This is a genomic window from Paraburkholderia sp. GAS32 (assembly GCF_050434225.1).
Lineage (GTDB): Bacteria > Pseudomonadota > Gammaproteobacteria > Burkholderiales > Burkholderiaceae > Paraburkholderia > Paraburkholderia madseniana.
Genome location: NZ_JBNPVS010000012.1, coordinates 34,547 through 61,164, shown reverse-complemented (window position 1 = coordinate 61,164; position 26,618 = coordinate 34,547). Strand labels below are relative to the sequence as shown.

General features: G+C 60.2%; 18 protein-coding genes and 3 pseudogenes. 11 read left to right on the top strand and 10 right to left on the bottom strand.

All coding sequences use genetic code 11. The features are described 5' to 3' along the window. Positions 1 to 1,201: 1,201 nt before the first annotated feature. The gene (locus tag P3T25_RS16745) at positions 1,202 to 1,873 is read right to left on the bottom strand and encodes a hypothetical protein (protein ID WP_429358415.1); all 672 of its coding nucleotides are present in this window, start codon (positions 1,871 to 1,873) and stop codon (positions 1,202 to 1,204) included. Positions 1,874 to 4,276: 2,403 nt separating this feature from the next. Between P3T25_RS16745 and P3T25_RS16740 the strand changes: the two genes are divergently transcribed. Next, on the top strand, positions 4,277 to 4,582 hold the full coding sequence (locus P3T25_RS16740) for a nuclease-related domain-containing protein (protein WP_429358414.1): 306 nt from the start codon (positions 4,277 to 4,279) through the stop codon (positions 4,580 to 4,582). Positions 4,583 to 4,839: 257 nt separating this feature from the next. Here P3T25_RS16740 and P3T25_RS16735 read toward each other — a convergent pair whose 3' ends face one another. Next, positions 4,840 to 5,940 carry an MraY family glycosyltransferase gene (locus tag P3T25_RS16735; protein ID WP_169489015.1) on the bottom strand — a complete coding sequence of 367 codons (1,101 nt, stop codon included), beginning with the start codon at positions 5,938 to 5,940 and terminating at the stop codon, positions 4,840 to 4,842. 269 nt (positions 5,941 to 6,209) lie between these two features. Between P3T25_RS16735 and P3T25_RS16730 the strand changes: the two genes are divergently transcribed. Continuing rightward, positions 6,210 to 7,835 carry a methyl-accepting chemotaxis protein gene (locus P3T25_RS16730; RefSeq protein ID WP_429358413.1) on the top strand — a complete coding sequence of 542 codons (1,626 nt, stop codon included), beginning with the start codon at positions 6,210 to 6,212 and terminating at the stop codon, positions 7,833 to 7,835. Between the two features lie 107 nt (positions 7,836 to 7,942). On the opposite strand, the pseudogene P3T25_RS16725 reads toward P3T25_RS16730, so the two are convergent. The 3 genes and pseudogenes from P3T25_RS16725 to P3T25_RS16715 form a co-directional block, all read right to left on the bottom strand. Further along, a pseudogene (locus P3T25_RS16725) lies at positions 7,943 to 8,203 on the bottom strand (UDP-glucose 4-epimerase); the annotation flags it as partial. 342 nt (positions 8,204 to 8,545) lie between these two features. Further along, complete coding sequence (locus P3T25_RS16720) at positions 8,546 to 8,923, bottom strand: hypothetical protein (RefSeq protein WP_171926798.1); 378 nt, start codon at positions 8,921 to 8,923, stop codon at positions 8,546 to 8,548. Between the two features lie 52 nt (positions 8,924 to 8,975). Next, positions 8,976 to 9,854: an integrase domain-containing protein gene (locus P3T25_RS16715; protein ID WP_266260049.1), complete on the bottom strand. Its 879-nt coding sequence runs from the start codon at positions 9,852 to 9,854 to the stop codon at positions 8,976 to 8,978. 2,883 nt (positions 9,855 to 12,737) lie between these two features. Here P3T25_RS16715 and P3T25_RS16710 point away from each other — a divergent pair. The 5 genes and pseudogenes from P3T25_RS16710 to P3T25_RS16690 all read left to right on the top strand — a co-directional run. Continuing rightward, positions 12,738 to 12,878 (top strand): hypothetical protein, encoded by a 141-nt coding sequence (locus P3T25_RS16710; protein ID WP_429358412.1) that lies wholly within the window; start codon positions 12,738 to 12,740, stop codon positions 12,876 to 12,878. A 423-nt stretch (positions 12,879 to 13,301) separates the two neighbouring features. Further along, positions 13,302 to 13,538: a type II toxin-antitoxin system Phd/YefM family antitoxin gene (locus tag P3T25_RS16705; protein WP_154560309.1), complete on the top strand. Its 237-nt coding sequence runs from the start codon at positions 13,302 to 13,304 to the stop codon at positions 13,536 to 13,538. Further along, positions 13,538 to 13,915: a type II toxin-antitoxin system VapC family toxin gene (locus P3T25_RS16700; RefSeq protein WP_266260004.1), complete on the top strand. Its 378-nt coding sequence runs from the start codon at positions 13,538 to 13,540 to the stop codon at positions 13,913 to 13,915. The genes P3T25_RS16705 and P3T25_RS16700 overlap by 1 nt, the downstream gene beginning before the upstream one ends. Before the next feature lie 120 nt (positions 13,916 to 14,035). Continuing rightward, positions 14,036 to 14,606, top strand: a pseudogene (locus tag P3T25_RS16695) (Mu transposase domain-containing protein); the annotation flags it as partial. 585 nt (positions 14,607 to 15,191) lie between these two features. Then, positions 15,192 to 15,290 (top strand): annotated as a pseudogene (locus P3T25_RS16690) (IS6 family transposase); the annotation flags it as partial. A 158-nt stretch (positions 15,291 to 15,448) separates the two neighbouring features. Here P3T25_RS16690 and P3T25_RS16685 read toward each other — a convergent pair. From P3T25_RS16685 to P3T25_RS16665, 5 genes are all read right to left on the bottom strand, one after another. Further along, positions 15,449 to 16,879 carry a mannose-1-phosphate guanylyltransferase/mannose-6-phosphate isomerase gene (locus P3T25_RS16685; RefSeq protein WP_429358411.1) on the bottom strand — a complete coding sequence of 477 codons (1,431 nt, stop codon included), beginning with the start codon at positions 16,877 to 16,879 and terminating at the stop codon, positions 15,449 to 15,451. A gap of 173 nt (positions 16,880 to 17,052) precedes the next feature. After that, positions 17,053 to 18,075 (bottom strand): UDP-glucose 4-epimerase GalE, encoded by a 1,023-nt coding sequence (gene galE / locus P3T25_RS16680; protein ID WP_429358410.1) that lies wholly within the window; start codon positions 18,073 to 18,075, stop codon positions 17,053 to 17,055. 12 nt (positions 18,076 to 18,087) lie between these two features. Further along, positions 18,088 to 19,236: a glycosyltransferase family 4 protein gene (locus tag P3T25_RS16675; RefSeq protein ID WP_429358409.1), complete on the bottom strand. Its 1,149-nt coding sequence runs from the start codon at positions 19,234 to 19,236 to the stop codon at positions 18,088 to 18,090. A 51-nt stretch (positions 19,237 to 19,287) separates the two neighbouring features. After that, the gene (locus P3T25_RS16670) at positions 19,288 to 20,118 is read right to left on the bottom strand and encodes a glycosyltransferase (RefSeq protein ID WP_429358408.1); all 831 of its coding nucleotides are present in this window, start codon (positions 20,116 to 20,118) and stop codon (positions 19,288 to 19,290) included. Beyond that, positions 20,115 to 21,377 carry an oligosaccharide flippase family protein gene (locus P3T25_RS16665; protein ID WP_429358407.1) on the bottom strand — a complete coding sequence of 421 codons (1,263 nt, stop codon included), beginning with the start codon at positions 21,375 to 21,377 and terminating at the stop codon, positions 20,115 to 20,117. The genes P3T25_RS16670 and P3T25_RS16665 overlap by 4 nt, the downstream gene beginning before the upstream one ends. A 304-nt stretch (positions 21,378 to 21,681) precedes the next feature. Between P3T25_RS16665 and P3T25_RS16660 the strand changes: the two genes are divergently transcribed. The 4 genes from P3T25_RS16660 to waaA all read left to right on the top strand — a co-directional run bounded on the left by P3T25_RS16660 (position 21,682) and on the right by waaA (position 26,579). After that, a complete protein-coding gene (locus P3T25_RS16660) occupies positions 21,682 to 23,076 on the top strand; it encodes a phosphomannomutase/phosphoglucomutase (protein ID WP_171926789.1) in 1,395 nt (464 codons plus the stop codon). 162 nt (positions 23,077 to 23,238) lie between these two features. Further along, positions 23,239 to 24,240 carry a lipopolysaccharide heptosyltransferase I gene (gene waaC, locus P3T25_RS16655; protein WP_429358406.1) on the top strand — a complete coding sequence of 334 codons (1,002 nt, stop codon included), beginning with the start codon at positions 23,239 to 23,241 and terminating at the stop codon, positions 24,238 to 24,240. Positions 24,241 to 24,301: 61 nt separating this feature from the next. Beyond that, positions 24,302 to 25,186: a Kdo hydroxylase family protein gene (locus P3T25_RS16650; RefSeq protein WP_429358405.1), complete on the top strand. Its 885-nt coding sequence runs from the start codon at positions 24,302 to 24,304 to the stop codon at positions 25,184 to 25,186. A 76-nt stretch (positions 25,187 to 25,262) separates the two neighbouring features. Further along, positions 25,263 to 26,579: a lipid IV(A) 3-deoxy-D-manno-octulosonic acid transferase gene (gene waaA / locus P3T25_RS16645; protein ID WP_429358404.1), complete on the top strand. Its 1,317-nt coding sequence runs from the start codon at positions 25,263 to 25,265 to the stop codon at positions 26,577 to 26,579. Positions 26,580 to 26,618: the final 39 nt, after the last annotated feature.

Here is a 26,618-nt window from a genome sequence, read left to right as displayed (position 1 = left end):
CGGAACGCAGAGGCGGTCATAAGGGCGTTCGCGACAACCCTCCCGATGGCGTTCGTCACAACATCCGCAATTCTGGGCGCGTCGCAGCTTTACCGCCTGGCCGGGTTTTCATTCGAGCTCGTGGTGCGTCTGGCTGTGCGTTGCTTAATCCGGCTTCGAGCCAGTCGGAGGGCGTCCTCCGATGAAGCCGAAAGCAACGATTGCGCATGAACAACATCGATTGAAGCGGCCCGCGGCGCTCGCTGACGCGGAAATAGCGCATCTCGAAACGGTGGTCTGTTACTTGATCAACAGTCGCGTGGGCGATGCTTCGGAATACTTCGGCCCATCATATTGGCTCGCTCGCATCGCAGGCATCGGTGAGCAGTTTCATCTCGTGCCTGCTCAGCAGCGACGTCTCACCGCGTTGCGGACAATGCTTGTGGGCGCAGCATCGTCAAAACCGGCGGCGTGTCCGCATAAGTGCCGCGTATGTAACCAGTGACATCCGGCAATCCCGTCCGGTGTCTGATTCGCAACTTCGGCAATCACGCGGGGCAAGATCATCGCAGATCTTGCAGATCTCGACCTTGAATCTGTCGGAGATGATCGATGCGGTTCCCAGCCGCACCCGCTCTCCACGAAAACCGCGGACGTAGTGCGCCCAGCAAGTCTCCCGGCTGTTCGGAAAGCTGTGCAGCACCAATCGTCTTGGCGGCGCATTGACTCAGGTCTTTTGTTGCCGGGCTAGGCTCCTTGAGTCAAGTATTTTGCTACCTGTCAGACTGGTGGCGGCACAGACTTATGACGAGGCGGCTCAGCATGACAACAGCACGAGAATTGACCGAAGCAGTCGGCGAGCGGCACGTATGAGCGTTGAGAGTACTGAGTGGTTCTAGTCATGACTCGCAACATGGAACGGCGCGAAGTGAAATCCTCCAGCGGCGATTCAGCTCGAACCCGCCGTCAAAAGCTCCGCAATCTTAGGAAGCGTTTGGGCTTAAGGCGGTGAGCCGGATCGTTTGACCCGCCCGGTGCAGCAGAGCCCGAGAAATCTATGGTTGTCAGGCGCTTAAAGCTCGCGCACGAGAAAGCTGTCTGATTTCGTGCCTCTCTCCCTACGCAGCGCGATCGGGGCGGTCGGAACAACAATGTCATGCCTCACTAAAGCGAAAGTTCCCTTGCTGGTGGTCGCTTGAAACGCTGAGATAGTCCCTTCCTCTCAATCGTCCGCCTCCACAGGTTCTGGACGGGAGCCCGTGACTAGTCGGCAGCCAATCCGCAGGCGCTCACCGATTGCGTGGATGTCGAAGGACTGATTCCCAGTCCAGGCGCGCTCACGTCTCACGCGAAAGAAGTGATGGAGCTCGCTTAGCTTGAGCATTGATGTTGAGACGCCGAATCCGAGGTCGCAAAGTTCGTCGTCGATGATGGCGATGGTTTCAATCGGACATCGAAAGTCGGCAAGCAGCGCGCTGAGGAAGTGAACTGCGGGTGCAGAGTCCGCGACTGGACATGCGTAAATCTCTGATTCGCCGGTTGCCGTCTCGATGCGCACTGTGTTTGCATCGCTACCCCGACGTACCCGTCCCGAGCACGGTACATCTCGGACAATAAATACTCCAAAGGTAGTCAAGACGACGCAGTCAGCCGTGATCGTCCGGCCTGCGAATCCGTCAATCGTCAAGACAGTCAACTCTTCGTAGATGGCGTAGCGCTCGCCCGATAGGGGAACGAGTATGCTATGTAGTTTTTGCGATAATTCAAGGAATTTCCGACGACGTTGCATTACAGCGCGCAGTTTCTTGAAGCGGTTCGGATAACCGAGGGTTGCCTGGGTCGGGATAAAAATGTACGCAGGGTTATGGGCGCTTGCGGGCAATTTTTCGGTCATGCTGAGGCCTTAAGTCCTATCTAAGTGGAGATTTCGGTTTTGACCTGTCTGTGTGTCGGCATCGGCTATCGTAGCAGCGGCTCGGGCGACGTTACGCCTGAAATGGAGACCATATCCCGTAGCCTTTTCTCGTAAGTCGGGGACACTTGCCCGTCAGCCGGCACTGGCTTGCTGCAATCAGTTGGCCGACACGAGGATCGCGCGGCGTCGGCAAGTCCGAGCCGACCGAACAGTTCACGCCGGTGCGAGATGCAAGCATCACGGATGCGCTTGTCCCGTATGTGAAGGCAGAAGCGCGGATATCATCGAGTACGTCAGCAATGGCCGTGGCGACGACTACGGATCGACAGCGCGCCCAGGTTGGGGCTTAGGTTTTTTTGGGATCGCGTGGCTCGCCAGCGAGATCGATAATTGATCCGCTGCGTTGGTGTGAACGGCGGTCGAAATCTGCGAGTGCGCATGCTCGCCGGGCATACGCGAGCTTTCGCTTTTTTCTGCGTCGAAGACTCCGCGGCGTATGAGTTGCACGTGCAAACATCGTTGCTTCGTCCGGCGTTCTGCTTTTTATTCAATGGGTTAGGGCGGCTACGCGGACAGCACGTGTCTGAACCGGTTCAGACACCGTTTTACCCCCTCGGTAATTATCCAGCGGAACTGCGCGCGAAACGGTCGTTTTGTTACGCGCAAGGTAAGAAAGCGGCACGGGGCGTTTGCAGGAACTGGAGAAAAGTGTGCCCGGAAAAGCCGCGCCGTGAGTTCGCTATCACGCCGCTCGTGGTCGCTCGTCGCGCCTGGGTCCAGCGCGCCCTGGTGTGTCTTATGGACGGCCCGATGTCCCCGAGACCAAGGGGCAAGGCCCGGCGGAAGCTTTCTACCAACGATGCGCACACGGGTCTCGCGCCGCAAAGGTGCCCGATTTGCCGGAGCTTTCCGGGTTAGCTGTCTGAACCGGTTAAATCGTCGTCAGGTCATCGGTGTGGCGGGCAAGATGTTCTCGCCTTCCTATGCGGTGCTTGATCGCGTACAGTCATCCGTTCGGTTCCCGTTCCGGACTGTTGCAGCCATACCTGCAGAAATAGCTGTGTCTTCCCAACTGCCGAAGACGCGCTGCGTGTGGGGGCGGACGATAGCGCTCAAAATGACGATGGATGGCTGCGTCCAATCAACGCAGACTTCCTCGAACCCGGCCCTGGTCACCGGGAGTGGGCGACCCCCTGCGGGGACTCAACGCACGCCGCGTGACCGCGTGCCCGCCGCGATTCACGCACAGCAGCGCAGCGAGGCCCCCTCGAATAGTTCTCGCGTGGAAATCACCCACCGCGCTGCGGTTTCGACGTTAGCCCTCCCGCGCGGCTTCAAGTGCCGTATTACCCGGTTTTCGCGCCTGCCAGTCTAATCAGGTGAGATGTTCGACCGACGAAAAAGCGGTGATTCGCGTGCCGTCCCATAGGCCCGCCACGCGTGCTGTCGTGCGAAATCCTGGTCGCCGATGATGTGACCGCAATGCGGGCAGTGGAGCTCTCCGGATTGCAAGGCAGCGGCTTTCTGCACTTCTGACCGGGGAGAAACGATGCCCGATGATCGTCGCCGGATGCGCTGCTCTTTCCGCTCGCGTGCACTGCGGTTCATCGACCAACCTATCCCTATCAGTATTGCATTGAATCCAAGTAACGGCCATGTGAGTTCCATGCTAGTCCCCGCTGTTTGGGCACATTTAGCATAGCATGCGTACCTTTCGCACGGACTTGCCCTTGACCTCATTGGGGGCACATTGTGCTCTGCTTGCACGACAAATCGACCTCGAATTGCCATAACAGCCCGTATTCTTTTGATCGACCTGTCGTAGAGCCGCTCACTCACACGGGCCCATTTTTGCCGGACAGCATCAGGTGGGGTTCCCAAGCTGGCTCCGCTCGGCTCAGCGTCCGCTCTCGGTCGTCCTTTCTCTCCGTTTCCTCCTATGCAGCTTTGGCGACCGTCGTTCGCGCTTGTGGCCGGTAGCGTCGGGTGCTACGGCATCGCCTGTGACTGTCTTTGGGTGGCGCCTGGCCATCGTCAACCTGTTTCCTGCCCCTTGGCGTGCGTAGTCCGATAGACAGCGCATTCAAATGGCAGTTCGCGCGACGCGCCGTCGAACGCCGGTCAGTGCCTGTCGCATCGACTCAATCACGGACTCAACACGAGGAAGACAAGCAGATATTTTTCTCCACGGCTACCGGTACGCGATTGCCTGCGACCGGCTGCAACATGAATGCCGGAGGGAATTCGGCCGGCTTGTCCAAACTGGGGTTTGCTGGACTTATGATTGGCGTACTCCGGATTGATTCTGTGCCGCCGAAACTCAATGTCGCCGGGCGGCGGAGATATCGGTGGGTTTGAGAGGCGGATACGCTCTGCAAACATGTGGAACTTGGGCCGCAAGCATTTGCCGGTAGTCATCAATCGCTGGTCCACGCAGCGGCGGGCATCCGAAGATGTGGCCGACAATATCGAGGATTGTTCTTCGTGGTTGAAACGAAGCATTGGACTGGTGTGGTCTCGCACGGTCAGACCGACGATGCGGTCATGCTTACGCTGGTTTTCGGGCAGCGGTTCGTACGCACCTCGCCAATAAAGCAGAGCGCGGCGAAGCTGCGGTTTCTGCGCAATCTTCTTCCGCCAAGGCTGTGGGCCCTCGAAGGGTTTGGTCCCTTTTCCATGAAGCGGTAGCGTTGTCTCCCACGCTTCCAGCGGCGCTGCTCGAGCTTAGCGAACTTTACCGGCACCTGAGGGTATGCCAGCAACAGTTTGCGCGCACCGGGACAGGGCGTCTGCCGATTCGCACGATCACCGACCTGATCCTGCGACATGCAGACACGCGCTCCGACGCCCTCGCTGAGCACCGGCGACGCGTACAGGAGGCCCGCGCGCGCAGACAATGCTGAGCCGGCCCTAACGCTGCTGATATGGGGAGGGGTGAGCCGCGCTCACCGCTTCCCCTTCCTAACCACCATCCACCTCGGCGACTTAAACCGCACGATACTCATATACAGCCATACATAAGTCGCCGCAAACACCACCACAAAGCAAAACAGATGCAGCGTATGCCGCCAGAACAACGTCGCCGGCACGACTGCAATCAGACACAGCAGCCAAAGATACGGTGAAGTCAACGAATTCCGCCGCGTCAACTCCCGCGCCGTTCTAGCCCCCACCGCCCAGCGCATCAACCGCTTATAAACCAGCATATGCAGATGCACGCCGTCGGGAATCCCAGGCGACATCCCACGAATGAACTTCTTCCGGTAGATCGAGAAGCAGGTCTCGAAGATCGGGTACATAAAAAGCAGCACCGGATACCACGCCGACACATCGCGATTGCGCATCACCAGCATGATCGACAGCTCGGCGAGCATGAAGCCGATGAAATACGCGCCACCGTCCCCAAGAAAAATCAGCCCCGCCGGAAAATTCCAGATGAAGAAGCCGAGCACCGCGCCCATCATCATGAACGACGCCGACAGCACGATCGGATCGGACACCTGGAAGGCCACATAAGCGAGCGAAGCGAACATCATGAACGCGACCATCGACGCGAGGCCATTGAAGCCGTCGATGATATTGATCGCGTTGGCGAGCGCCGCGACGGCCAGCACGGTGACCGCACAGGAGATCACCGCATACGAGAGCAGAAAGTCGAGCGGCGGCACGCTGATGCGCGTCACGGCGATATTCAGCAGGAAGTAGGCGAGGGCGGCGGCCGCCATTGTGCAGACGAGCCGCGCGAGCGGCGAGACGCGCTTGGTCAGATCCTCGACCAATCCCGAACCGAACGCCGGCATGCCGCACGCGATCAGCCCCAGGATGCCGCCTGACACGGCGGGATACGCATGATGCAACTGCACGGCGGAGACGATCAGCCCGATCAGAATTCCGGCCCCGCCGATGCGCGGCACCGGGCGCACATGGAATTTCTGCACGCCGGCCAGATCGGTATCGGTCGAGAATTTTTCATGCAAATGCGCATAGCGCACGATCAACAGCGTGATCAGCAGTGAAACGAGGAAGCCGAGCGCAAAACTAAGCATGAAAGTGGGCCTGAGCGAAGACGCCGAATTATACAAACGAAACGCATGGCGTCCTGAAAAGCAGCGTTTGCGCCGAACACGCGGAAAATCCCAGATAGTGAAGCTTTAATCGTCCGCAAAGTCTTGCCTGTCATGGATTCCACCTATTTAACGAGGTCTCCGGAGGGTCGTTAACATGGATGCGGTGAAGTGTAAGTTGCCGGCGAAAAAGACGATCGCCGACGCATCACGGGGTTCGCCGCCGATCAATGAGACGTTCCGGAGACCCAATGCTTAACAACATCACCATTCGTGGCGGCCTGACGCTAGTGATCAGCGTATTCGTCGTTTTCCTGCTGACCGTGATCGGCGTCGGTTATGGCGCGCTCAAGCTCGCAAATAGCAGCCTCGACGAAACGCAGCACAGCGCCGTGGCGCTGTCGCACCTGAAGGCGAGCTCCGAGAAGCTGCTGCAGGTGCAGCTCGCGCTTGGCTCCTATCAGACGCTCTTCAGCGTCGGCAAGCAGACCGACGACCTGTTGCCGGCCGCGCACAAGGTGCTGGTCGAGTCGAACAAGGACTTCGCCAACTACATGGCCGGCCCGTTCGCAAGCGAGGACGAGAAGAAGCTTGCGCAGAACGTCGAGCAGGCGCGCAGCGCGCTCGTCGATAAGGCGATCGAGCCTGAATTCAAGGCGCTGACTGACTTCGACTTCAATACCTTCCGCAACATCCAGGGCGAAACGGCGAACGCCTTTTACGCGACCTATTCGAAGTCCATCGACGCGCTGCAGCGCTTGCAGACGGACAGCCAGCGCAAGCAGGCCGACACGGCGGCGCAGCGTTTCCAGCTTGCGACGCTACTGTTCGCGGGGATCGGCGCGATTTCCATCGTGATCGGTGTGATGGCGCGGGTCGGCTTGTCGGCGGCGGTGATCAAGCCGGTCAATGCGACCATCAAACACTTTGAACGCATCGCCGCGGGCGATCTGACGATCGCAATCAAAAGCAGGTCGCGCAACGAAATGGGCCAGTTATTGTGCGCGCTGACGAAGATGCGCGACGGCCTCGTGGAGACGGTGGCGAAGGTGCGTGGCAGCACGGCAGCGATTACGCAAGGCGCAAACGAGATCGCATCGGGCAATGCGGATTTGTCGTCGCGCACCGAGCAGCAGGCGGCGGCACTTCAGCAAACCGCGGCGAGCATGGAGCAGCTCTCGGCGACGGTGAAGCAGAACGCGGACAACGCGAAGCAGGCGAATCGGCTCGCTCATGGCGCGCTGGATACGGTGACGCGCGGCGGCACCGTGGTGTCACGCGTCACCCAAACGATGGACGGCATCACCGAGTCATCGCGCAAGGTGGCCGAGATCATCGGCATGATCGAGGGGATCGCCTTTCAGACCAACATTCTGGCTTTGAACGCGGCGGTGGAAGCGGCGCGGGCCGGCGAGCAGGGGCGCGGGTTCGCAGTGGTGGCCTCGGAAGTACGCAGCCTCGCCCAGCGTTCCGGATCGGCGGCCAAGGAGATCAAGGCATTAATCGGCGACTCGGCGGCTCAGGTGGAGCAAGGCGCATCGCTGGTGGCGGAGGCGGGCCGGACGATGAATGAGGCGATGCAATCGGTCGAACGCGTGACAGGCATCATGGGAGAGATCGAGGCAGCAGCGCTGGAGCAAAGCGACGGGATTGAGCAAGTGAACAAAGCGATCACCCAGATCGACGAGGTCACGCAGCACAATGCTGCGCTTGTTGAAGAAGCTGCTGCAGCGGCTAAGTCGCTTGAGGAGCAGGCTGCCGTTTTGAGGGATGCCGTGGCGGTATTCAGGGTTACTGATGCTCTGGCGAAACCGCAGGGGTATGCGGCGGGCGCCGCCAGGTTGGCTGGCGCGTCTGTTGCGCTTGCGGCTTCTTGATCTGATCGCCTGCCCGGTGCATGGCTGTCTGTTTGCCATAGGCAAACAGACAGCGCTGCGGCCCGACGCAAAAATTAGCCCTTGAACCCCTGCGGATTCGCCGATTGCTAGCGCAAGTGATCCGCGCTCATCCGCTCGATTCCAAACTCCGCCTGCCAGCCGATCAGGTTCTAAACCACCGCCGGGTCGGCAAAACACGAAGCCACGTCGCTCGGCCGACGAGCCAAAATTTCATGGGACACAGGCCGCCCAAAAGCCTTCTCGAACGCCTTCACGAGATTGATAACGCTATACCCGTTGCCCGTCCCAAGATTCACAACAAAACTGGCATCGCGCTTGACCATCGCATCGAGCGTGGCCAGATGCCCACTAAGTGTCACGTTCCAAAAGGGCATCGTGGAGTGAGATCATATATCCGCGCGGGATGCACATAAGTGGCTCAGGAAAATGTCGTAGAGCCATTGGACTATGCTGCCCCGACCTTATTGAAAGCCGGTTGGTGGTGGTAGTCGTTTCGGTTCCTGCGTGTTGTGGCTTTCCGGAAATATCCGGGCGCTGGCCGGCGAAGCGTCGAGTCGACATGCTTGGTCCCTGCTTCCTGACGTTGATTTGGTGCAGAGCTCGCCAATATGCGGCCACAAGAAGGCCTGCGGCCCCCCTTGCGACACTTTAACGATTGATCGAGGCGATAGATGGCGGGTTGCCACGAGTCATCGCACCGCCGCGGCGAGTGTCTTCACGAAGCGGTAATTGCCGTTCTTATCGTTGGCGAGTCGTTGTCGCTTTACGCGCACACTCAATGGCGCGAGCTGTTCTATGGCGCAACCTGATTCCAGCAAGATCATCCTGATCCCAACTAGGTTCATCAACAATAGTTCGACGTTTATGCATTCCGACGATTGCCGCTCCACGAAGCTGGCCAATGCCGCTGCGTCAATATCTTCGAGTCGAGGGGGAAGTTTGCCGCACTGGGCGAGAAATCGCTCGAGCGACAGCCACGCGTCCAGCATGATAGTGCTCATGGTGCTATTGCATCCAATTCTGTCGATGCAATGCATTGCCTGATTTTTAAGTGCGGATTCCTGCATATTGAAACTCCATGGTCTTGGTTGGATGCGCTAGCTAGAATTCGAGCCGTTCTCAGCTCTTCGGACGTGAATCATGCGGTGTGGACCCGAGATTCGATCGGCCAACGGGATAACCGCTAAGGGCGCTGTGTCGAAGCTTGGCCTCCTGGCGTGCAGTAGCGCGGGGGAGCTTATTTGCAGGGCGCCGTCTGTGAGCTTCGTCCTGGGGAAGGGAAATATGACCTTCGAACCTGATTTTGATAGGCTGGCAATAGTGTTCGAGAATCATCTGGGTGCGAGTCGGTCCGTGGCCCATCGATTCGCTGAGTTGGACCAGTACCTCATATGGTGCGATGCCGGAGTCCAGCATTTCGGAAGCGGCCTCTAGCGCATACGTATAGCGGAGAGAGTGGAAACTTACCTGGCCGACCATCCCTGCGCGACGAAGTAGCGCTTTTAGTCGGTTCATCGAGGACTTGAGCGTTTTTCCGCTACCAGTGATCAGCTCGAAATCGTGCTCTTGACAATAGGTCAAGGCTGACCTGATTGACGCGATCGTATCCTCTCGTTTGCTCTGGACTATTCGCACGTCTCTTGGTCTCGCGTTTTTCGCGCCTCTCATGAGCGGAATGCTGCTCTCGCCACGCATGAGCGCGTCAAGCCACATCTGCAGATCGCGTGGGCACATCAATGCCTCTTTACGTCGTAGGCCAAGGTGCAGCGCAAGCGAGATCAGGTGCATCAGTCCAATGTCTGTGCGCCTCGCTCTCGCTAGTAGCTCCTGAATTTCGCTGGCGGTTTGAGCGCGCTTTGTGCCTTTGCGCACCCTTCGTGTCAAACGGAGTCTCCTGTTGCCGCACGCTTCGTCGATATCGCGTCCCGCGGTCCCGGACGTTACCCGGATTGCCGAAAAAATGTTTGCCAGAGTGCCGGCAGCCTTTCCCTGCGCCATGCAGTACTGGGCGTAGGCATGAATTACCCATGTTGGCAGTTGGCCAATTGAAGCGTGTAGTTCCCCGACTTGCCTCGCGAAGCGCAGAAGACCGGTCGTATCAAAACGTCTGTTCTGCTGCGTCCCATAGCTTCCGCCTGCCTTTTTGCTACTGACTGCTGCACTGTGTATTGCTTGTGACATCATGCCCATCGCTTTAGCCTCCTTGTAGGTCCGCAAGAAAACTTACGTTCGCGTGTGCGGGATGCGCGAACGGGCCCCGGTCACGATCAGTTCGTGACTTATCTTCATCGTCATGCGATGTCGTCAATAACGTGCCGGCGGACTGGGGTCGCGAAGGGGCCGGGCGCGTGCGTTGGAGGTGTTCGTGATAAGAGGTGGAAGGGCGGGTGAGGCGTTGAGCTTGGGGATCCGTTACGGATAGAGCCCTTCGGTTTGCAAGTCATGGGGGGATGGATGCCCGGAAAGGACGCTATCGCTGCTGAGTGAGCGACAGGCGCGAAAACGCGTTGCTTCCAGGTGCCATAAGACACCTGCCTTTTGAGCTTGTTGAGTGCCGAAGTCGGCGTTTGAGACGCTCGCGGGTTCCGTTAGCTTTAGCTACTAACGGACAGGAGGTCGGTTGACTATTCCTCACGCAGCATGAACTGGCGCGAGGCGGGCCATATGTGATGAATGCGTGACCCTGCATCAGAGTTTCGCATTGGCCGCCGTGCTTGGCGCGGTAACCAGGCTGGAGCCATAGGCAGCGTTGTGCGCGGCGTATGGGAGGCGGCTAAAGGAATTTAACTTGAATAGTTTAAAGAGTCGGCCGGATATTGATGCCGTGCAGTCAAGTTAGATGGCTTGCTGATCTCAACGCCGAATCGCGTTGAGAAAAGCCAGTTCAACAGCGTGGCTATAGTTGGTATCGAAGCGAAGGATTGCGAACAGCTAACATTGGCTGTCGGCGAAGCCGCGAACCTTCTCTGTTTGGCAAGGTTCGCTTGGAACCTTGAGTCAAGCAATGAATGTTTCCGAGCATCTCGCGGAACACTTATTTGTCGACGCGTCAAATGTAGCCGTGAAGCGTCGAGCGGTTCCGGGCTGGCTCGGCTTTCGCGCTTCGACCTATGATTGCAGAAGTGAGAATGCCAGCATGGGCTGACAAGCGTATTGCAAAAAATTAGGGGAAAACTCCCCCAAACCCCCTGAAACAGAGGGTGTGGTTGTCGATGCTCGTGACGTGAGCGAACGGTGCATGTCGCACGGCAATACCTGTAAAAGTTATTAAATCATGGGAATGGAGCGGGCGCTAGAGGGTAGCGTGGAATATCGCTGTGGTCACTAAAGATCGTCTGCGGAAGGAGATAACCCGCCGCTCTCGTTCAGTAAGGCGCGATGTGCAATGACGCAGATTCCGGAGTCGGAATGGAGGCAGCAAACTCGCGCGCTCGCGAGCATTCTTGGGAGTAGAAGACTGTGGGAACAGCTTCCAGACTCTTGGGTCAGAGTGCGGATCAGGAGCCTTTCCGGAGAAACGCTACAGAGCGACGGGTCAAGCCGCGCTCACACGCCGGAGACGTCTCCCCAAGAATCGTCCAGAGGTCTCGCGGGTACCCGCTGCGATAGCTACATCGACGGAGTACTCAGGTCGCTCTGCGACCGCGCCGGAAATAGGGCGAATCTCGCCGCGATGGCGGTACAAATGACGTGGGCTGATGCTTGAAATCTGCATCATCGATTTTGTGCCCGCAGTGCGGGCAATGCAGCCCAGGGGCATGTGCCGTGGCGGCACACTGTATGCCGGCAATGCGCCGTTCTCGCTCTTCACGGAGGCCTCGTTTCATCGACCAGTGAATTCCCATCATCATCAATCCGATGCCCAATACCGGCAACCCGATGTCCATGGTTATTCTCCCACTGTTATGGTGCAAGTAGCATAGCATTGCGCTGTAAAGTACGCGTGCTTGCCGCACCCGCCATTCAGAATTTACACTGCTGCTCAGCGTCTTCGACGCATCGACTTTAACCGCCACAGCCGCCGCGTTTTTCTTGAGCCGGCCTGACGGAGAGGGCGTTCGCCCGTTCTTCCTACTTCATTTTTGTGACGTCATCTGCGGCTAGCTTTGTGCTGTCCGCCGTATAGGCCGTCTCCTGTTTCCTCTCCCCCCGCGTGTCTGCGTGCATCCCGCCACCGTCCTCTTGAGGATCTGCGGGTCCCTTGCGGCCAACTGCGCGCTGTCTTACCGGACGTCGGCATGGAGCGACGGCTGGCCATATCCATAGTGAACGGCGCGCGCGGCCTGATAAACAGCGCACACAACCTAACCGGGTGGCGCCGCATCCTGCGCGCACCGCTCATGGGTCGGCGTCTCACGCGGCGTCGACCGCCCAATTTCTCATTCAAGGGAAAACAGCATGCAAGCCGTCTACGACTACCGATATGTGATCACATGCAGCACCCTGCCGGCCGTATTCAAGCGGGAGTTCCGCAAACTCGTCAGAAATAGAATTGATTCTTCGCTAGATGTGCGAACAGGCCGCTGTTACGCGGTTCCGGCCGAAGCGCAATGTCGGAGAGTTGCCGTTCTGCTCGAAGGGTTTCGGGTTCTGCGCGCGGGTGGCTTCACGCCCGAAACCCCGTGGAACCTCAAGAGCAAGCATCTTCACTATCTGAGGTCCCGCTGGTCAACCGAAGGCCTGCCGGAACAAGCAGTCGCCGAGAGACTGAGGCACTGGCGTGAATTCGTCGTGTGGATCAACAAGCTCGGGTTGCTGCCAATCCTAAGCCGGTTCCCGAGAGAAGCCGCACCGCGGTCGCGACATACGCGAGCGCCTGGCGGGGCGCTGGTACACGACAACACGCTTCTCGCGATTCCGGTACTCACGGAGGCCATAGTAATGGCCGCGCTTACAGAGCATCGCGGCAGCTTGCGGAAGGCGGCCCACGCGCTCGGTACCACGACGGGTGCGGTGTGCCATGCGCTGACTGGCGGCCGCGTACGCGATGAGGCCATTCCGGGGCTCACGATACTGAACTGACTGTGGGATTCTGACAGGCGCCGATAGCCCGCTTTCATCTTGGTCAGGGCGGGGCCTGCCATGCTGAAGAAACGGTTTGACTTCATGGCAGTACCGTCCTGCGCCCATGGTCGGGCGGATGAAGCTCGACGCGACACCTGAGGTGTCGCGTCACCCGCGGCGCTAACCTGGTTATCCGAACTCCCTTTTTGTGCCAAAACTCCGGTTCAGTGCAATGTCATACCCCCCCGTAGAGGTCGCGCGACCGCTTTCAGGATAAGTCGCGATCGGCCAAAACTGGCCGCCTGCTGCAGGCCCACGGCCGTTTGGCATGAGTGAGTTACGCCGACTCGTCGGCGCACATCCCTTGCGTGCTGGATACCGGAACGTATTGACCATTGGAACAATGTGGACTAAAGTGGGCTTAGTCCACTAGGAGCAGTTATGCAAACGGTCAATATTCATGAAGCGAAGACGCAGTTTTCGCGCCTGGTCGATGCCGCAGCCAGCGGCGAGGAAATTGTGATTGCCAAGGCCGGCAAACCGGCTGCGCGCCTGGTCCCGATGGAGCGGGCCAAGGTGGTGCGCCGGTTCGGCGGGCTGAAAGGCAAGGTTCGGATCGCGGAAGACTTCGATGCGCCGCTACCCGATGACGTCATCGCAGCATTCGAGGGCCGTTGATGCGACTGCTTCTCGATACGCATGTTTTCCTCTGGTCGGTCACGGACGACCGCAAGCTGACCAAAGCGGCACGCAAGCTGATACTGGACGCGGACGATGTTTTCGTCAGTAGCGCCAGTATTTGGGAGGCGTCGATCAAGGCAGGGCTTGACAAGCTCGACGTGGACGTGAACTTGCTGGTGTCCGAGATCGAAGCGAGCGGCTTTTCGGAGTTGCCCGTGCGGGCGGTTCATGCGGCGATGGTTCGCGATCTGCCGGACATTCATCGCGATCCGTTCGACCGGCTTCTAGTCGCACAGGCTCTGTCGGAACCGTTACGTTTGGTGACTTCGGACGGCCATCTGTCCAAGTACACCGATCTGGTTATCACCGTGTAGGAAAAGTACTACCTGAAGAGAGTTTCAGTCGTGCTGCGATCATATGCTCGAAGTGCGCCTGCCAGACGCCGAGCCGATCGGACCTATCGTCGTCGCCGGCCAAGACAATTGTCGCCGCCCAGCCTGGACGAGGCCAACCGGGCGGTCGCCGCGTTGCTGAGCGATCTGAACAACCGGTCCTTCAAGAAATTGCCCGGCTCCCGCCGCAGCGTCTTCGACGAGATCGATTGTCCCGCACTCAGGCCGCTGCCCGAGCGGCGCTATCAGTACGCGGAGTGGCAGGTCGCACGCGTCGGACTATCACGTTGAGCTCGACCAGCACTACTACTCGGTGCCCCGTACCGCTATGCGCGCGAACAGGTCGACATGCGTCACATAGCCAACACCGTCGAGATCTTCCATCGCGGCCAGCGCATTGCCGCTCACGGCAAAAGCGCTCGCCGTCGGTACCACACCACGATCGACGTGCACATGCCGCCGGAGCACCTGGCTGTCGCCAAGGGCTGGGATCCGGAGCGGCTGCGTAACTGGGCGGCCGACATCGGTCCGCACACGGCGGCCGTCATTCAGCATCTGCTGGGCGCTCGCAAGCACCCGCAACAAGCCTATCGCACCTGCCTGGGCGGTGCTGCGCATGGGCAAGGACTACGGGCGCGACCGGCTCGAAGCTGCCTGCCGCCGCGCTATCCAGAATGTCTTGTCGTATTCCTTGATGATGTCCAGCCGCTGGTTGTCGTCGCGCGATGGCTGACGAACCTAAAAAATAGGCTGTAGTTTGCCATCCGCTTTGCGCCCACACCCGGGACGGTGTGGGCGGCTCGCCGCACGGGTTTCTTCTGCCCATCTCTTCCCGAGTTTCCCTTCTGCGTCATTCGCACGCCGACCCATCTCATGCGCTCGCCGCATCCTCATTTTCAGTACCAACGGTGCACCTTTCACGATCGTCCACCTATGGCGCCGCTCCTGCGCGTCCCGGGATCTGAACCGAAGTGACGGACTTGGATGCGACGCCCTTGATGGATAGCGCCCCGATGGCTAGCGTCAAGTTGCATGGCTGGTCGCATTGCCATCATGATTGTCGCCATCCACCGCGAGTCTCCAAAGATGATCGCGGTGGACGAGCAACGTTTCGCGGGCAATCCTGTGGGTCAGTAGCTGTGACAGGAACGACGTCACCCATAATCCAGAACGTGGGAAAATCATGCGTTCCGGATTTGCTTCATCCGCGAGGGCGCACGTGCTCACTTCACATGTTTCGCGCCGGTAGCGTGATGCGATGAAGACAACCACGTCACTGTACTATCGCCATCGATTCCCGGGCGCCACCATCAGTTGCGCCGTTCGCGGGTATTTCCGGTTTCAATTGAGCCTCCAGCGCAAACAACCCGGCGAACGCCTTGCTTCGTGGCATCGTTTCACCGGGCTTACCCAGAATCCGTCCCGCCTTTAAGGAAAGCTCCGTCCATCGCACTACTACGACGCGAACACCTTGATGTGACAACGCCTTATTGAGTTGTCAGATTCTTATGGGCGTTATGTCTTTTCCGCCCGCCCATATGTGTCTTCGAATCGCACAATGTCGTCTTCGCCAAGATAGGCGCCGGATTGCACTTCGATTAATTCGAGCGGGATCTTGCCCGGGTTCTTCAGGCGGTGCGTGATTCCAAGTGGAATATAGGTCGACTGGTTCTCTGTCAGGATGATCTCGTTGTCACCGTTCGTGACGAGTGCTGTGCCCTTCACGACGACCCAGTGCTCGGCACGGTGATGATGCATTTGCAGGCTAAGCTGCGCGCCAGGGCGGACCACGATGCGTTTCACCTGGAAGCGATCGCCGCCGTCGATGCCTTCGTATGAGCCCCAGGGACGTGCCACACGACGATGCGTGACTGACTCGTGGCGGCCCGCCGCATTTAACTGGGCAACGATTTTCCTGACGTCCTGCACCTGGTCCCGATTGGCGACCAGTACGGCGTCAGCGGTCTCGATGATGACGACATTGTCGAGACCGATGGCGGCCACCAGTCGGTGCTCCGCGCGCACGTATGAGTTGCTCATCGCTTCGGTGAGGACGTCGCCGAGAAGTGAATTGCCTTGGGCATCGTGTTCTGCAATGTCAGCAAGCGCAGTCCACGAGCCGATATCGTTCCAACCGAGGTTCGTTGTGGCAATGACCGCTGCGCGTTTCGTTTTCTCCATCACGGCGTGGTCGATCGAAACATTCGGGCAGGCGGCGAACGCTTTAGCGTCGAGACGCGTGAAGTCGTTGTCGAGCTGCGCCCCGTCGAGCGCAAGTTCTGCCTGTGCAGCGATTTCTGGCTCGTAAAGGCGCAGTTCTTCCATGAAGGTCGAAGCCCGCAGCATGAACATGCCGCTGTTCCAGAAGTAGCCTCCTTCACGAAGGAAACGCTGCGCCGTGGCCTCGTCTGGCTTTTCGACGAATGCGTCCACGGCGAACGCATGGGTGTCTCCTTCAAGCTGCGCACCCGCACGGATGTAGCCATAACCGGTGTGCGGCTCAGTTGGTGCAATGCCGAAGGTGACCAGATAACCGTCGTTGGCGATCTCAGCCGCGGCTTCGGCTGCCTCGACGAACGCCGCCTCGCCGGTAATGACATGATCCGACGGCAGAACGAGCAGGATGGATTCCGCGGATTCGCGCATCGCTGCCAGCGCGGCAACCGCAATGGCAGGCGCGGTGTTACGGCTGACAGGCTCCAGTACGATCGATGCCGGTGCAATATCCACCTGTCGCAACTGTTCAGCGACCAGAAAGCGCTGGTCATTGTTCGTGACGACGATGGGAGCCGCAACGTTCCTGATGCCGCGCAGGCGCAATACAGTTTGTTGAACCAGCGTGTTTTCGCCGGTCAATCTGAGGTACTGCTTCGGGTATCCGCCTCGCGACATCGGCCAAAGTCGGGTACCGCTTCCGCCGCAAAGAATCACTGGATGAATGTTCATGGTCTCACTTCCTCCCTCAGATTTATTTTTGTAGATGCCCATCTTAGCGCAAGCATAAGACGAAGCATTGAGTCACGCCCGTGCTCAGGAAGGGCGGCACGCCCCGTGCGCTTTGCCTGCCAACTGCAAGAGCGCGCCGCCGCCGAGCTTTGATCGACTCAGGCGAAATCGAATCAGGCGAATCCGTGCGGATTCCCCGCCTGCCACCGCCAGTGATCCGCACACATCCTCTCGATCCCAAACTCCGCGCGCCAGCCGAGCACATCCAATGCCGCCGCCGGATCCGCAAAACACGAAGCCACATCACCCGGCCGCCGCGCCACGATTTCATAAGGCACAGGGCGCCCCGAAGCTTTCTCGAACGCCTTGACGACGTCGATCACGCTATACCCCTGCCCAGTCCCGAGATTCACGACAAAACTGGCATCGCGCTTAACCAGCGCATCCAGCGCCGCCAGATGCCCGCGCGCCAGGTCAACAACGTGGATATAGTCCCGCACTCCGGTGCCATCCGGCGTCTCATAGTCGCCACCGAACACCCGCAGCTTCTCCAGCTTGCCGACAGCGACCTGCGCCACATACGGCATCAGGTTATTCGGAATACCGGCCGGATCCTCCCCAATCAACCCGCTCTCATGCGCGCCAACCGGATTGAAATAGCGCAGCGTCGCAATCCGCCAGGACGCATCCGCCACTTCCAGATCACGCAGAACCTGCTCGGCAATCAGCTTCGACTGCCCATAAGGATTGGTCGCCGACAGCGGAAACGATTCATCGATCGGCGAGCTCTTGGGCACGCCATACACCGTTGCCGATGAACTGAACACGAACTGCTTCACGTTGCGATCGCGCATCACGCCGAGCAGCGTCAGCAAACTGCCGACGTTATTGCTGTAGTACTCGATTGGCTTGGCGACCGATTCGCCCACCGCCTTCAGCGCGGCAAAGTGAATCGCGCCGGTGATCGGGTGTGCGTCGAAAATACGGTTGAGCGCCGCTTCGTCGCGTGCGTCGGCTTCGTAGAAGCTCACGACCTTGCCCGTGATTTTCTCCACGCGCCGCAACGATTCGCGGTTGCTGTTCACGAGATTGTCGATTACCACGACGTCGTAACCGCCGTTGAGCAGTTCGACACATGTGTGCGAGCCGATAAATCCTGCACCGCCCGTTACCAGAATCGTACCCTTCGTGGTCATGCTGTTACTCCGTTAAAGTAAAACGCCCGTCATTTTCTGCACCAGGTCTTTATACGTTTCGACGACCACGCGTTCGTCGAATTCTTTCGCGACTTTCTGTCGGCCGCGTTCTGCCATTGCACGGCGCTCGGCGCCGCTCATGTCGAGCATCTGCGCCAGCTTCTCCGCGAGACTCGCGGCATTGCGCACTTCGCACAGCAATCCATTGACGCCGTCCGCCACCACTTCACGGCAGCCGGGCACATCCGTCGTAACAATCGGCCGGCCCATCGCCGATGCTTCCATCAGCGTGCGCGGCACGCCTTCGCGATAGGAAGGCAGAACGACGCAATCCGCATCGGCGATGAAAGGCCGCACGTCGTGCGCCTCGCCAAGATACTCGATGATGCCTTCCTGCTCCCACGCGGTCACTTCTTCGCGTGTGATTGCGCTCGGATTGTCGACGCCAACCGGACCGAGCAATTGGAACCGCGCCTGAGGATAACGTTCACGCAAGCGCCGCGCGGCTTCGACATATTCGGCCACGCCCTTGTCCCACAAGAGCCGCCCGATCAGCACGAACTTGAATTCCGTCCGCTCCGGCAGCGGCGTGAAGGCGAATTGCTCGAGATCGACGCCTTCGCCATGCAGGAGACGCGCACGCTCAGGATGCACCAACAAATTCTGCTCGACAAACGCGGCCTGGTCGTCGCGATTCAAAAACCAGATTTCGCGCGGGAAGCGGAAGGCGAAACGGTACAGTTTCTTGGCGACTTGCGCCGCGCGGCTCTGCTGGATGAACACGTAACCGAGCCCGGTCGTCACCGCCACCGACTGCACGCCCGCCAGTTTCGCGGCGACCGAGCCGTAAATGTTCGGCTTGATCGTGTAGTGGAACACGACGTGCGGGCGGATGCTTCGATACAAACGATACAACGACAAAAGTGTGCGCAGGTCCTCGCGCGGACTGGTGCCTTTGGACGCCACCGGCAATTCGATGCAGCGGCAGCCCATCGCGGTGAGCAGCTCGAACGTGCGGTCGCGCGGCGCGAGCACCGTCACGTCGACGCCGCGCCCAACCAGCGTGCGGATCAGCCCTTGCCGGTACGTATAGATTGCCCAGGCGGTGTTACAGACGAGTGTAATGCGTAGCGCGGGTGTCGATTTCAAGGCAGGCTTCATGCGGGAACGGGCTCGACGGTGAATGACAGGGTGAATGACGGCATAACGGAATCAATGGCCCGCACGCGGCGCGAGCAGCGTGCGTTTGACCCGCTGCAATGCGCGGTAAGGCGTCACGAAGTGCAGCAGATTTTTGGCGAGACCCAGCCAGTCGTACAGATTGGTGACGTTGAAGTAGCGCAGTTGCAGCCGCAGCGTCGAGCTGACCTGGCGGCGCCGTTTGGTCGCGCTGATGCCGCCTTCGTTCAGCTCGTAATAGAGCCCGAGTTCCGGCAGATTCGCGCAGTCGTAGCGCGCCATCAGGCGCACGAACAGATCGAGGTCTTCGGCGGAAGGATACGCAGCGCGATAGTTGCCGACCGCGCGCACTGCGTCGATGCGCAGCATCATCGAAGGATGCGCGAGGCATGAACGGAAGAAGCGCAGACGCCGGATCTCGTTCGGTTCGGCGGGCGGCGTCAGCATGAAAAGCGGCTTGCCTTCACGCGTGACGACCTGCGTCCACATGCCGAGGCCGGCCACTTGCGGATGCAACTCCATGAACACGCGTTGTTTGGCCAGGCGCTGCGGCACGCTGCGGTCGCCCGCGTCGATGCGTGCTGCGTAGCGAAAGCCGCGCTGCGCAAGGGCGTCGATGCCGGTTTGCAGCGCGCGTTCGATGCCGCCGTTCTGCGGCATGCGCAGCACTTCGATCTTCATGTTGGCGATCGCCGGCGCGACGATCGGCGGCGTGCTGCCGTCGTCGACGATCAATACGTGGATCAGCGCGCTTTCGCTGAACGAGGCCAGCGTGAGATCGACGTCGGCCTGACCGTTGTACGCGGGCATCAGGACGGCGACGTCGTCGAGAGAAATCTGCGCGGCGGCGGATGAATTCGTCATGGGCGCAATTTGAAACGAATGTAATAAAGATTAACTGACGCGGCGGCGAGATAACCGGCCGCGAGGCCCACCAGCGCACCGTAAGCGCCAAGCCGCGGAATCGCCAGCAGATTGACCACGAACGCAACGGCCAGCGCCAGCAGCCACTTCGAGAGCAACACGAATTTGGCCTGATATTTCAGCACGATCAGATTGCCGATCGCTTCGATGCCGGCCGGCACGGAAAGCCACACGGCCCAGCGGAAAATCTCGATGGCGCCTTCGAAGTCCGGTCCGAACACGCGGCGGATGATGAAACCCGCCAGCAAATCCAGCACGATCGCGCCGCTTACCATCAGCGCGGCAGTCATGGCGGTCAGCCGCCACACGTTGCGGCGCAATTGCGCGGCATCCTGTACGCGGTAGACAAAGGCGGGCGCAATCGTCTGCGCAAGCATCAGCGCGAGCGTGATCCAGTTTTCGTTCAACTGCTGCGCGGCGGAATAGCGCCCGAGGTCGGCGAAAGAAATGGCCCGCTCGAGCATCAGTCGGTCCAGTTTCAGGAACAGATACATACAGATCAGCCCGATCCAGAACACCGTGCCCGCGGTCGCGAAGTGCTTGAAGAGCGAACGATCGAGGTGCCAGCCGAGCTTGCCGCCATGCCGGCCGGTGTAATAGATCAGCAGAACCGCGCCAATGACCGCCGATTCGACCGCCCACAGCCAGCCAAAGCGCGCGGGCGTTGCCATTGCGCGCACCATCAGATAGACGACGCCGGCCTTCAGCACCGCGGTGCTCATGCTGGTGAGCAACTGCGGCTTGCTGTAAGTCATGCTTTGCAGCCACGCGTTGATCACGCCGACGAACGGTTCGCGAAACAGCATAGTCACCGCGAGGCCGGCGAGCATGGCGCCCACCAGCGGGTCGAAAAAGTGCAGCGCGATGCCGAGCCACGTGAGCAGCAGCGCCGCCACGGACACCGAAAAGCGCAGCGCGAAGGCGCTGCCGAGCACCGTGCCCAGTTGAGTTGGCGGCCGGCCGACGATGGTGGGAACCAGAATTTCCGCCCCGCACACCCAGGTGATCGGCGACAGCACCAGCAGCAGCGTGTTCGCGTACTGCCATTTACCAAAGGTGTCAGGCCCGAAGTAGCGCGCCAGCATGCCGCTGATCGCGATCGCCACGCCGATCTGCGTGAGCCGCTCCAGCCCGAGCCAGACGATGTTGGTGAAGGCGCGCGTGACGTCCGGATTGGCGAAGCGTTTGAGCGTCAGCATCCGGCGGACACTCGCCTATGCGGTTGCACGCGTTGTAGGTGTTGCAGGTGTTGTGCGGGGGACGCAACGTGCGCCAGGGCGCAATGTGTAACAGCCCACCTGGCCGACTGTCGCGGCAACATTGCAAAAGCAGGGCGTCTAAGCATTAGAATGGATGTCTATTAGGGCATGTCCGAAAGGCGCAATTATAAGTTGGAACCGGATCGCTTCCGGCAAGGGCGCATCGCTCGGTTTAGCAGGTAGTTTTACCGATCTCTCGGCAATACGCCGGTCAAATTTTTCCATTGCACGCAAGTGAGCCAACATGATCTCCAAATCTATTTTCAAGGCATATGACATTCGCGGTGTGATCGGCAAGACGCTCGACACTGACGCAGCGCGTTCGATCGGTCTCGCTTTTGGCAGCGAAGTGCGGGCGCAAGGCGGCGACGCCGTGGTGGTGGCGCGTGACGGCCGCCTGTCGGGTCCCGATCTGATCCAGGCGCTATCGGACGGTCTGCGTGCAGCCGGCGTCGACGTGGTCAACGTCGGCATGGTGCCGACGCCGGTCGGCTATTTCGCGGCCAGCGTGCCGTTGAAGCTCGACGGCGGCGAGCGCCGCGTCGATTCGTGCATCGTCGTGACGGGCAGCCACAATCCGCCTGACTACAACGGCTTCAAGATGGTCCTGCGCGGCGCGGCCATTTACGGCGAGCAGATCCTCGCGCTGCATCAGCGCATCGTCGACGAAAACTTTTCTGCAGGCAGCGGCACGTACACCGAGTACGACATCGCCGATGCGTATCTGGATCGCATCACCAGCGACGTCAAGCTCGCGCGTCCGATCAAGATCGTGGTCGACACCGGCAACGGTGTGGCAGGCGGCCTCGCGCCGAAGCTCTTCAAGAAGCTCGGTTGCGAGCTGGTGGAACTGTTCACCGAAATCGACGGCAACTTCCCGAACCATCACCCGGACCCGGCTCACCCGGAAAACCTCCAGGACGTGATCCGCGCGCTGAAGGAAACGGATGCTGAAATCGGTTTCGCATTCGACGGCGACGGCGACCGCCTCGGCGTCGTCACCAAAGACGGCCAGATCATCTATCCGGACCGCCAGCTGATGCTGTTCGCCGAAGAAGTGCTGTCGCGCAACAAGGGCGCGCAGATTATTTACGACGTGAAGTGCACGCGCAATTTGGGCAAATGGATCAAGGAGAAGGGCGGCGAACCGCTGATGTGGAAGACCGGCCACTCGCTCGTGAAGGCGAAGCTGCGCGAAACCGGCGCACCGCTGGCGGGCGAAATGAGCGGCCACGTGTTCTTCAAGGACCGCTGGTACGGTTTCGACGACGGCCTGTACACGGGCGCGCGGCTGCTGGAAATCCTGACGCGTGTGGCAGATCCGAGCAAGCTGTTGAACTCGCTGCCGAACTCGAATTCCACGCCGGAACTGCAATTGAAGCTCGAAGAAGGCGAAAACTTCGAACTGATCGCGCGTTTGCAGCAAAACGCGACGTTCACCGGCGCGGACGACGTTGTGAAGATCGACGGCTTGCGTGTCGAGTATCCGGACGGCTTCGGTCTGGCGCGTTCGTCGAACACCACGCCGGTGGTGGTCATGCGCTTCGAAGCCGATAGCGACGCAGCGCTCAAGCGCATCCAGGAAGACTTCCGCCGCGTAATCATGGCGGAGAAGCCGGACGCGAAGCTGCCGTTCTAAAAGCTCCAGCGGCGGCGCGGTTCTTCGTGAACCGCGGTTGCTGTCGAACGCGGCGCGGGTTTCAGTTACCGCGCCGCGTTTTTTCATGCCATTTACCCGTGTCGCGATAGAATTGCCGTCCTTTCATAGCATCTTCGGGCCGGATAGCCGGTTTTCCCACACTTGAGCGTGCAAAAGATACTAATCGTGAGGGTGTCGTCATTGGGCGACGTCGTTCACAACATGCCGGTGATCGCCGACATCCGACGCCGCCATCCCGAGGCCCAGATCGACTGGCTCGTCGAAGAAAGCTTCGTGGGCCTCGTGGAGCTCGTCAGCGGTGTGCGGCGGGCGATTCCCGTGTCGCTGCGGCGCTGGCGCAAGCGCATCCTCTCGGTCGACAACTGGCGCGAGATCGGCACGTTTCGCCGCGCGCTTGCCGCCGAGCACTACGACCTCGTGATCGACTGCCAGGGGCTCATCAAGACCGCGTGGGTCGCGAGCATGGCGCGCGGGCCGCTGGTCGGCCTCGCGAACCGTACCGACGGCGCCGGCTTCGAATGGCCGGTGCGGTTCTTCTACGACAAGCGCGTGCCGATCCGGCCGCGCACCCATGTGGTCGAGCGCACGCGCCAACTGGTGGCCGCGGCGCTGGACGACCCGCAGCCGCGCCCCACCGACGAGATCGACTTCGGCATCGACACCGGGCGCGCGGCGCTGGCTTTGTCGGAAGCGAATCTGAATCTGCCGGTGCCTTACGTGGTGTTCGTGCACGCCACCTCGCGCGCCGACAAGCAGTGGCCCGATACCGCCTGGATCGAACTCGGGCAGTCTTTGGTGCGGCGCGGCGCGTCGATCGTGCTGCCGTGGGGCAGCGAAGAAGAGCGCGTCACCAGCGAGCGTCTGGCGAAGGAATTCGGCGGTGCGGCCATTGTGCCTCCCAAGCTGTCGTTGCCGGCGGTGGTCGGCCTGATCGAAGGCGCCGCCGCGACAGTCGGCGTTGACACAGGTCTAGTTCACATTGCGGCGGCGCTGAAGCGGCCGACAGTCGAGTTGTACAATTTCGCCACCGCGTGGCGTACTGGCGGCTACTGGTCGCCGAACGTCGTCAACCTCGGCACGGCCGGCAAGCCGCCCACGCTGCAGGAAGTGAAGTCCGCGCTGGCCGGTTTCGGCCTGCTCTAATGCTGTAGCGCTGTAGTGCGGTGTGCTTCGCCTTACGCTCCATCCGTTTTCAAGGGCGACCATGAACGAAACCCAGATCATCGAAGTAGCGAACGCCGACTGGCACGGACGCAATCTTTCCGTGCCGCGCGAGATGCTGCTGGCCGGCGTCGAACGCGGCAAGGTGCTGTACTTCCCGAACCTGAGCTTTGCCATCGAAGGCGGCGAACAGGCTTTGCTCGATCCCGCGCTGGCCGATCCGAACCGCAAGAACATCAGTCTTGAGCCGAATGGCGGCGCCTTGCACGGCGTGGCCGGTGATGCGGTCACGCAATCGGCGGTGCGCGCGTTGATCGCGCGTTATCAGTCCAATGCGCGTACGCTGGTCGATGGGCTCTTTCCCGAATACAACGGCAGGTTGCGCGTCGCGCCGACGAGCCTGCGGCTGCATCAGGTGGAAGGGCGCGAGACGTCCTGGCGTAAGGACGACAGCCGTCTGCATGTTGACGCCTTTCCGTCGCGGCCGAATTACGGCGAGCGCATTCTGCGCGTGTTCACCAACGTGAATCCGCATGGCGCACCGCGCGTGTGGCGCGTCGGCGAACCGTTCGAGGATATGGCCAAGCGCTTCCTGCCGCGTATCAAACCTCAGATGCCCGGCTCGGCGTGGCTGTTGAATCTGCTGCATGTGACCAAATCGCCACGCAGCGAATACGACCATTTGATGCTGAATCTGCACGACGGCATGAAAGCCGATCTCGAGTATCAGAAGTCGAGCCCGCAGGAGACCATGCCGTTTCCGCCGGGCAGCGTGTGGGTGTGTTTCTCCGACCAGACTTCACATGCGGTGATGTCCGGCCAGTTCATGCTGGAGCAGACCTTCTTCCTGCCGGTCAAGGCGATGGCGCAGCCGGACTGCGCACCGCTCGGCATTCTCGAGCGCCTGAAGGGCAGGGCGCTGGTTTGAGCGCCGCTGTCTGTTTCGATCGCGCGGTGAAACGCGTGCTTGCATTCGGATTCGCACTCGAGCGTGCGGAGTCCCGATGCTGAGGGCGATTTATAACGCGCTCTGGTGGATCATCGCGCCGCTCGCCGTGCTGCGTTTGCTGATCCGTTCGCGCAAGGAGCGTGGCTATCGTGAGCATATCGCCGAGCGGTTCGGTTACTCGCGAGGTCGGCTGCCGGAAGACAATGCACCGCTGATCTGGGTGCATGCGGTGTCGGTGGGCGAGACGCGTGCTGCGCAACCGCTGATCGATGCGCTGATGAAGGCGCGTCCCGACGCGCGAATTCTTTTGACGCATATGACGCCGAGTGGCCGCGCCACTGGGGAGCAGATTTTCGGCGACCGCGTGTTGCGCAGCTATCTGCCGTACGACATGCCGCATGTGGTGCGGCGGTTTTTGCGGGCGTGGCGGCCGTCGCTGGGTCTGGTGATGGAAACTGAGGTGTGGCCCACGCTGATCGACGAATGTCGTCGCGCGGATGTGCCGCTGGTGCTGACCAATGCGCGGATGTCGGCGCGCTCATATAAGCGCGCGGCCAAGTTCGGTCATGCGACTAAAGGCGTGTTCGGTGGGTTTGCGCGCGTGCTGGCGCAGAGTCCGTCGGATGCGGAGCGGCTTACTGCGCTCGGTGCGCGTAATGTCGCCGTGCTCGGGAATTTGAAGTTCGATATGAGCACACCGCCGGAATTGGCGGCGCGTGGCCATGCATGGCGAGCGGCGATCGGTACGCGGCCGGTGTGGGTCGCGGCGAGTACGCGTGAAGGCGAAGAGGAGCTGGTGCTGCAGGCGTTCGCGGCGCTGGGCATCGAGGATGCGTTGCTGATTCTGGTGCCGCGTCATCCGCAACGGTTTAATGAAGTGGCGGGGCTGCTCGAGAAGGCTGGTTTGCGTCTTGAGCGGCGTTCGACGTGGGCGCCTGCTGCGACGGTGGCGTCGGGTGCTGCTTCAAGTGCAGGCGGTGGTGTGCCTGCTTTGCCTTCAGACGTGAACGTATTGCTTGGCGATTCGATGGGCGAGTTGGGCGCTTACTATGCGGCTTCGGATCTGGCGTTTATCGGCGGGAGTTTGCTGCCGCTGGGCGGGCAGAATCTGATCGAGGCATGCGCGGTTGGGGTGCCGGTGCTGATCGGGCCGCATGTGTTCAACTTCACGCAAGCGACGGCGGATGCGGTCGCGGCGGGCGCGGCGGTGCAGGTGCAAGATTCGGCTGATCTGGCGCGGGCGTTGCGCGAGCTGTTCGGCGACAAAGCGAGGCGGCTGGCGATGGGCGGCGCGGCTTCGGCGTTTGCCGCGCGCCATCGTGGCGCGACGGCACGGACTGTTGATGTGTTGATGGCGGTGTTGCCGGAGTGAGGGGATGGGCGCGAAAGCACCCTGACTTCAAAGCCTCAA

What these genes read in the sequence shown, in the direction of transcription:
- P3T25_RS16735 (WP_169489015.1), bottom strand. Translation starts at nt 5,940, where the DNA reads ATGCTTAGTTTTGCGCTCGGCTTCCTCGTTTCACTGCTGATCACGCTG.
- P3T25_RS16730 (WP_429358413.1), top strand. Translation starts at nt 6,210, where the DNA reads ATGCTTAACAACATCACCATTCGTGGCGGCCTGACGCTAGTGATCAGC.
- P3T25_RS16710 (WP_429358412.1), top strand. Translation starts at nt 12,738, where the DNA reads ATGGCCGCGCTTACAGAGCATCGCGGCAGCTTGCGGAAGGCGGCCCAC.
- P3T25_RS16665 (WP_429358407.1), bottom strand. Translation starts at nt 21,377, where the DNA reads ATGCTGACGCTCAAACGCTTCGCCAATCCGGACGTCACGCGCGCCTTC.
- waaA (WP_429358404.1), top strand. Translation starts at nt 25,263, where the DNA reads ATGCTGAGGGCGATTTATAACGCGCTCTGGTGGATCATCGCGCCGCTC.
- galE (WP_429358410.1), bottom strand. Translation starts at nt 18,075, where the DNA reads ATGACCACGAAGGGTACGATTCTGGTAACGGGCGGTGCAGGATTTATC.
- P3T25_RS16720 (WP_171926798.1), bottom strand. Translation starts at nt 8,923, where the DNA reads ATGCAGGAATCCGCACTTAAAAATCAGGCAATGCATTGCATCGACAGA.
- P3T25_RS16685 (WP_429358411.1), bottom strand. Translation starts at nt 16,879, where the DNA reads ATGAACATTCATCCAGTGATTCTTTGCGGCGGAAGCGGTACCCGACTT.
- P3T25_RS16650 (WP_429358405.1), top strand. Translation starts at nt 24,302, where the DNA reads ATGAACGAAACCCAGATCATCGAAGTAGCGAACGCCGACTGGCACGGA.
- P3T25_RS16705 (WP_154560309.1), top strand. Translation starts at nt 13,302, where the DNA reads ATGCAAACGGTCAATATTCATGAAGCGAAGACGCAGTTTTCGCGCCTG.
- P3T25_RS16745 (WP_429358415.1), bottom strand. Translation starts at nt 1,873, where the DNA reads ATGACCGAAAAATTGCCCGCAAGCGCCCATAACCCTGCGTACATTTTT.
- P3T25_RS16660 (WP_171926789.1), top strand. Translation starts at nt 21,682, where the DNA reads ATGATCTCCAAATCTATTTTCAAGGCATATGACATTCGCGGTGTGATC.
- P3T25_RS16715 (WP_266260049.1), bottom strand. Translation starts at nt 9,854, where the DNA reads ATGGCGCAGGGAAAGGCTGCCGGCACTCTGGCAAACATTTTTTCGGCA.
- P3T25_RS16675 (WP_429358409.1), bottom strand. Translation starts at nt 19,236, where the DNA reads ATGAAGCCTGCCTTGAAATCGACACCCGCGCTACGCATTACACTCGTC.
- P3T25_RS16700 (WP_266260004.1), top strand. Translation starts at nt 13,538, where the DNA reads ATGCGACTGCTTCTCGATACGCATGTTTTCCTCTGGTCGGTCACGGAC.
- P3T25_RS16670 (WP_429358408.1), bottom strand. Translation starts at nt 20,118, where the DNA reads ATGACGAATTCATCCGCCGCCGCGCAGATTTCTCTCGACGACGTCGCC.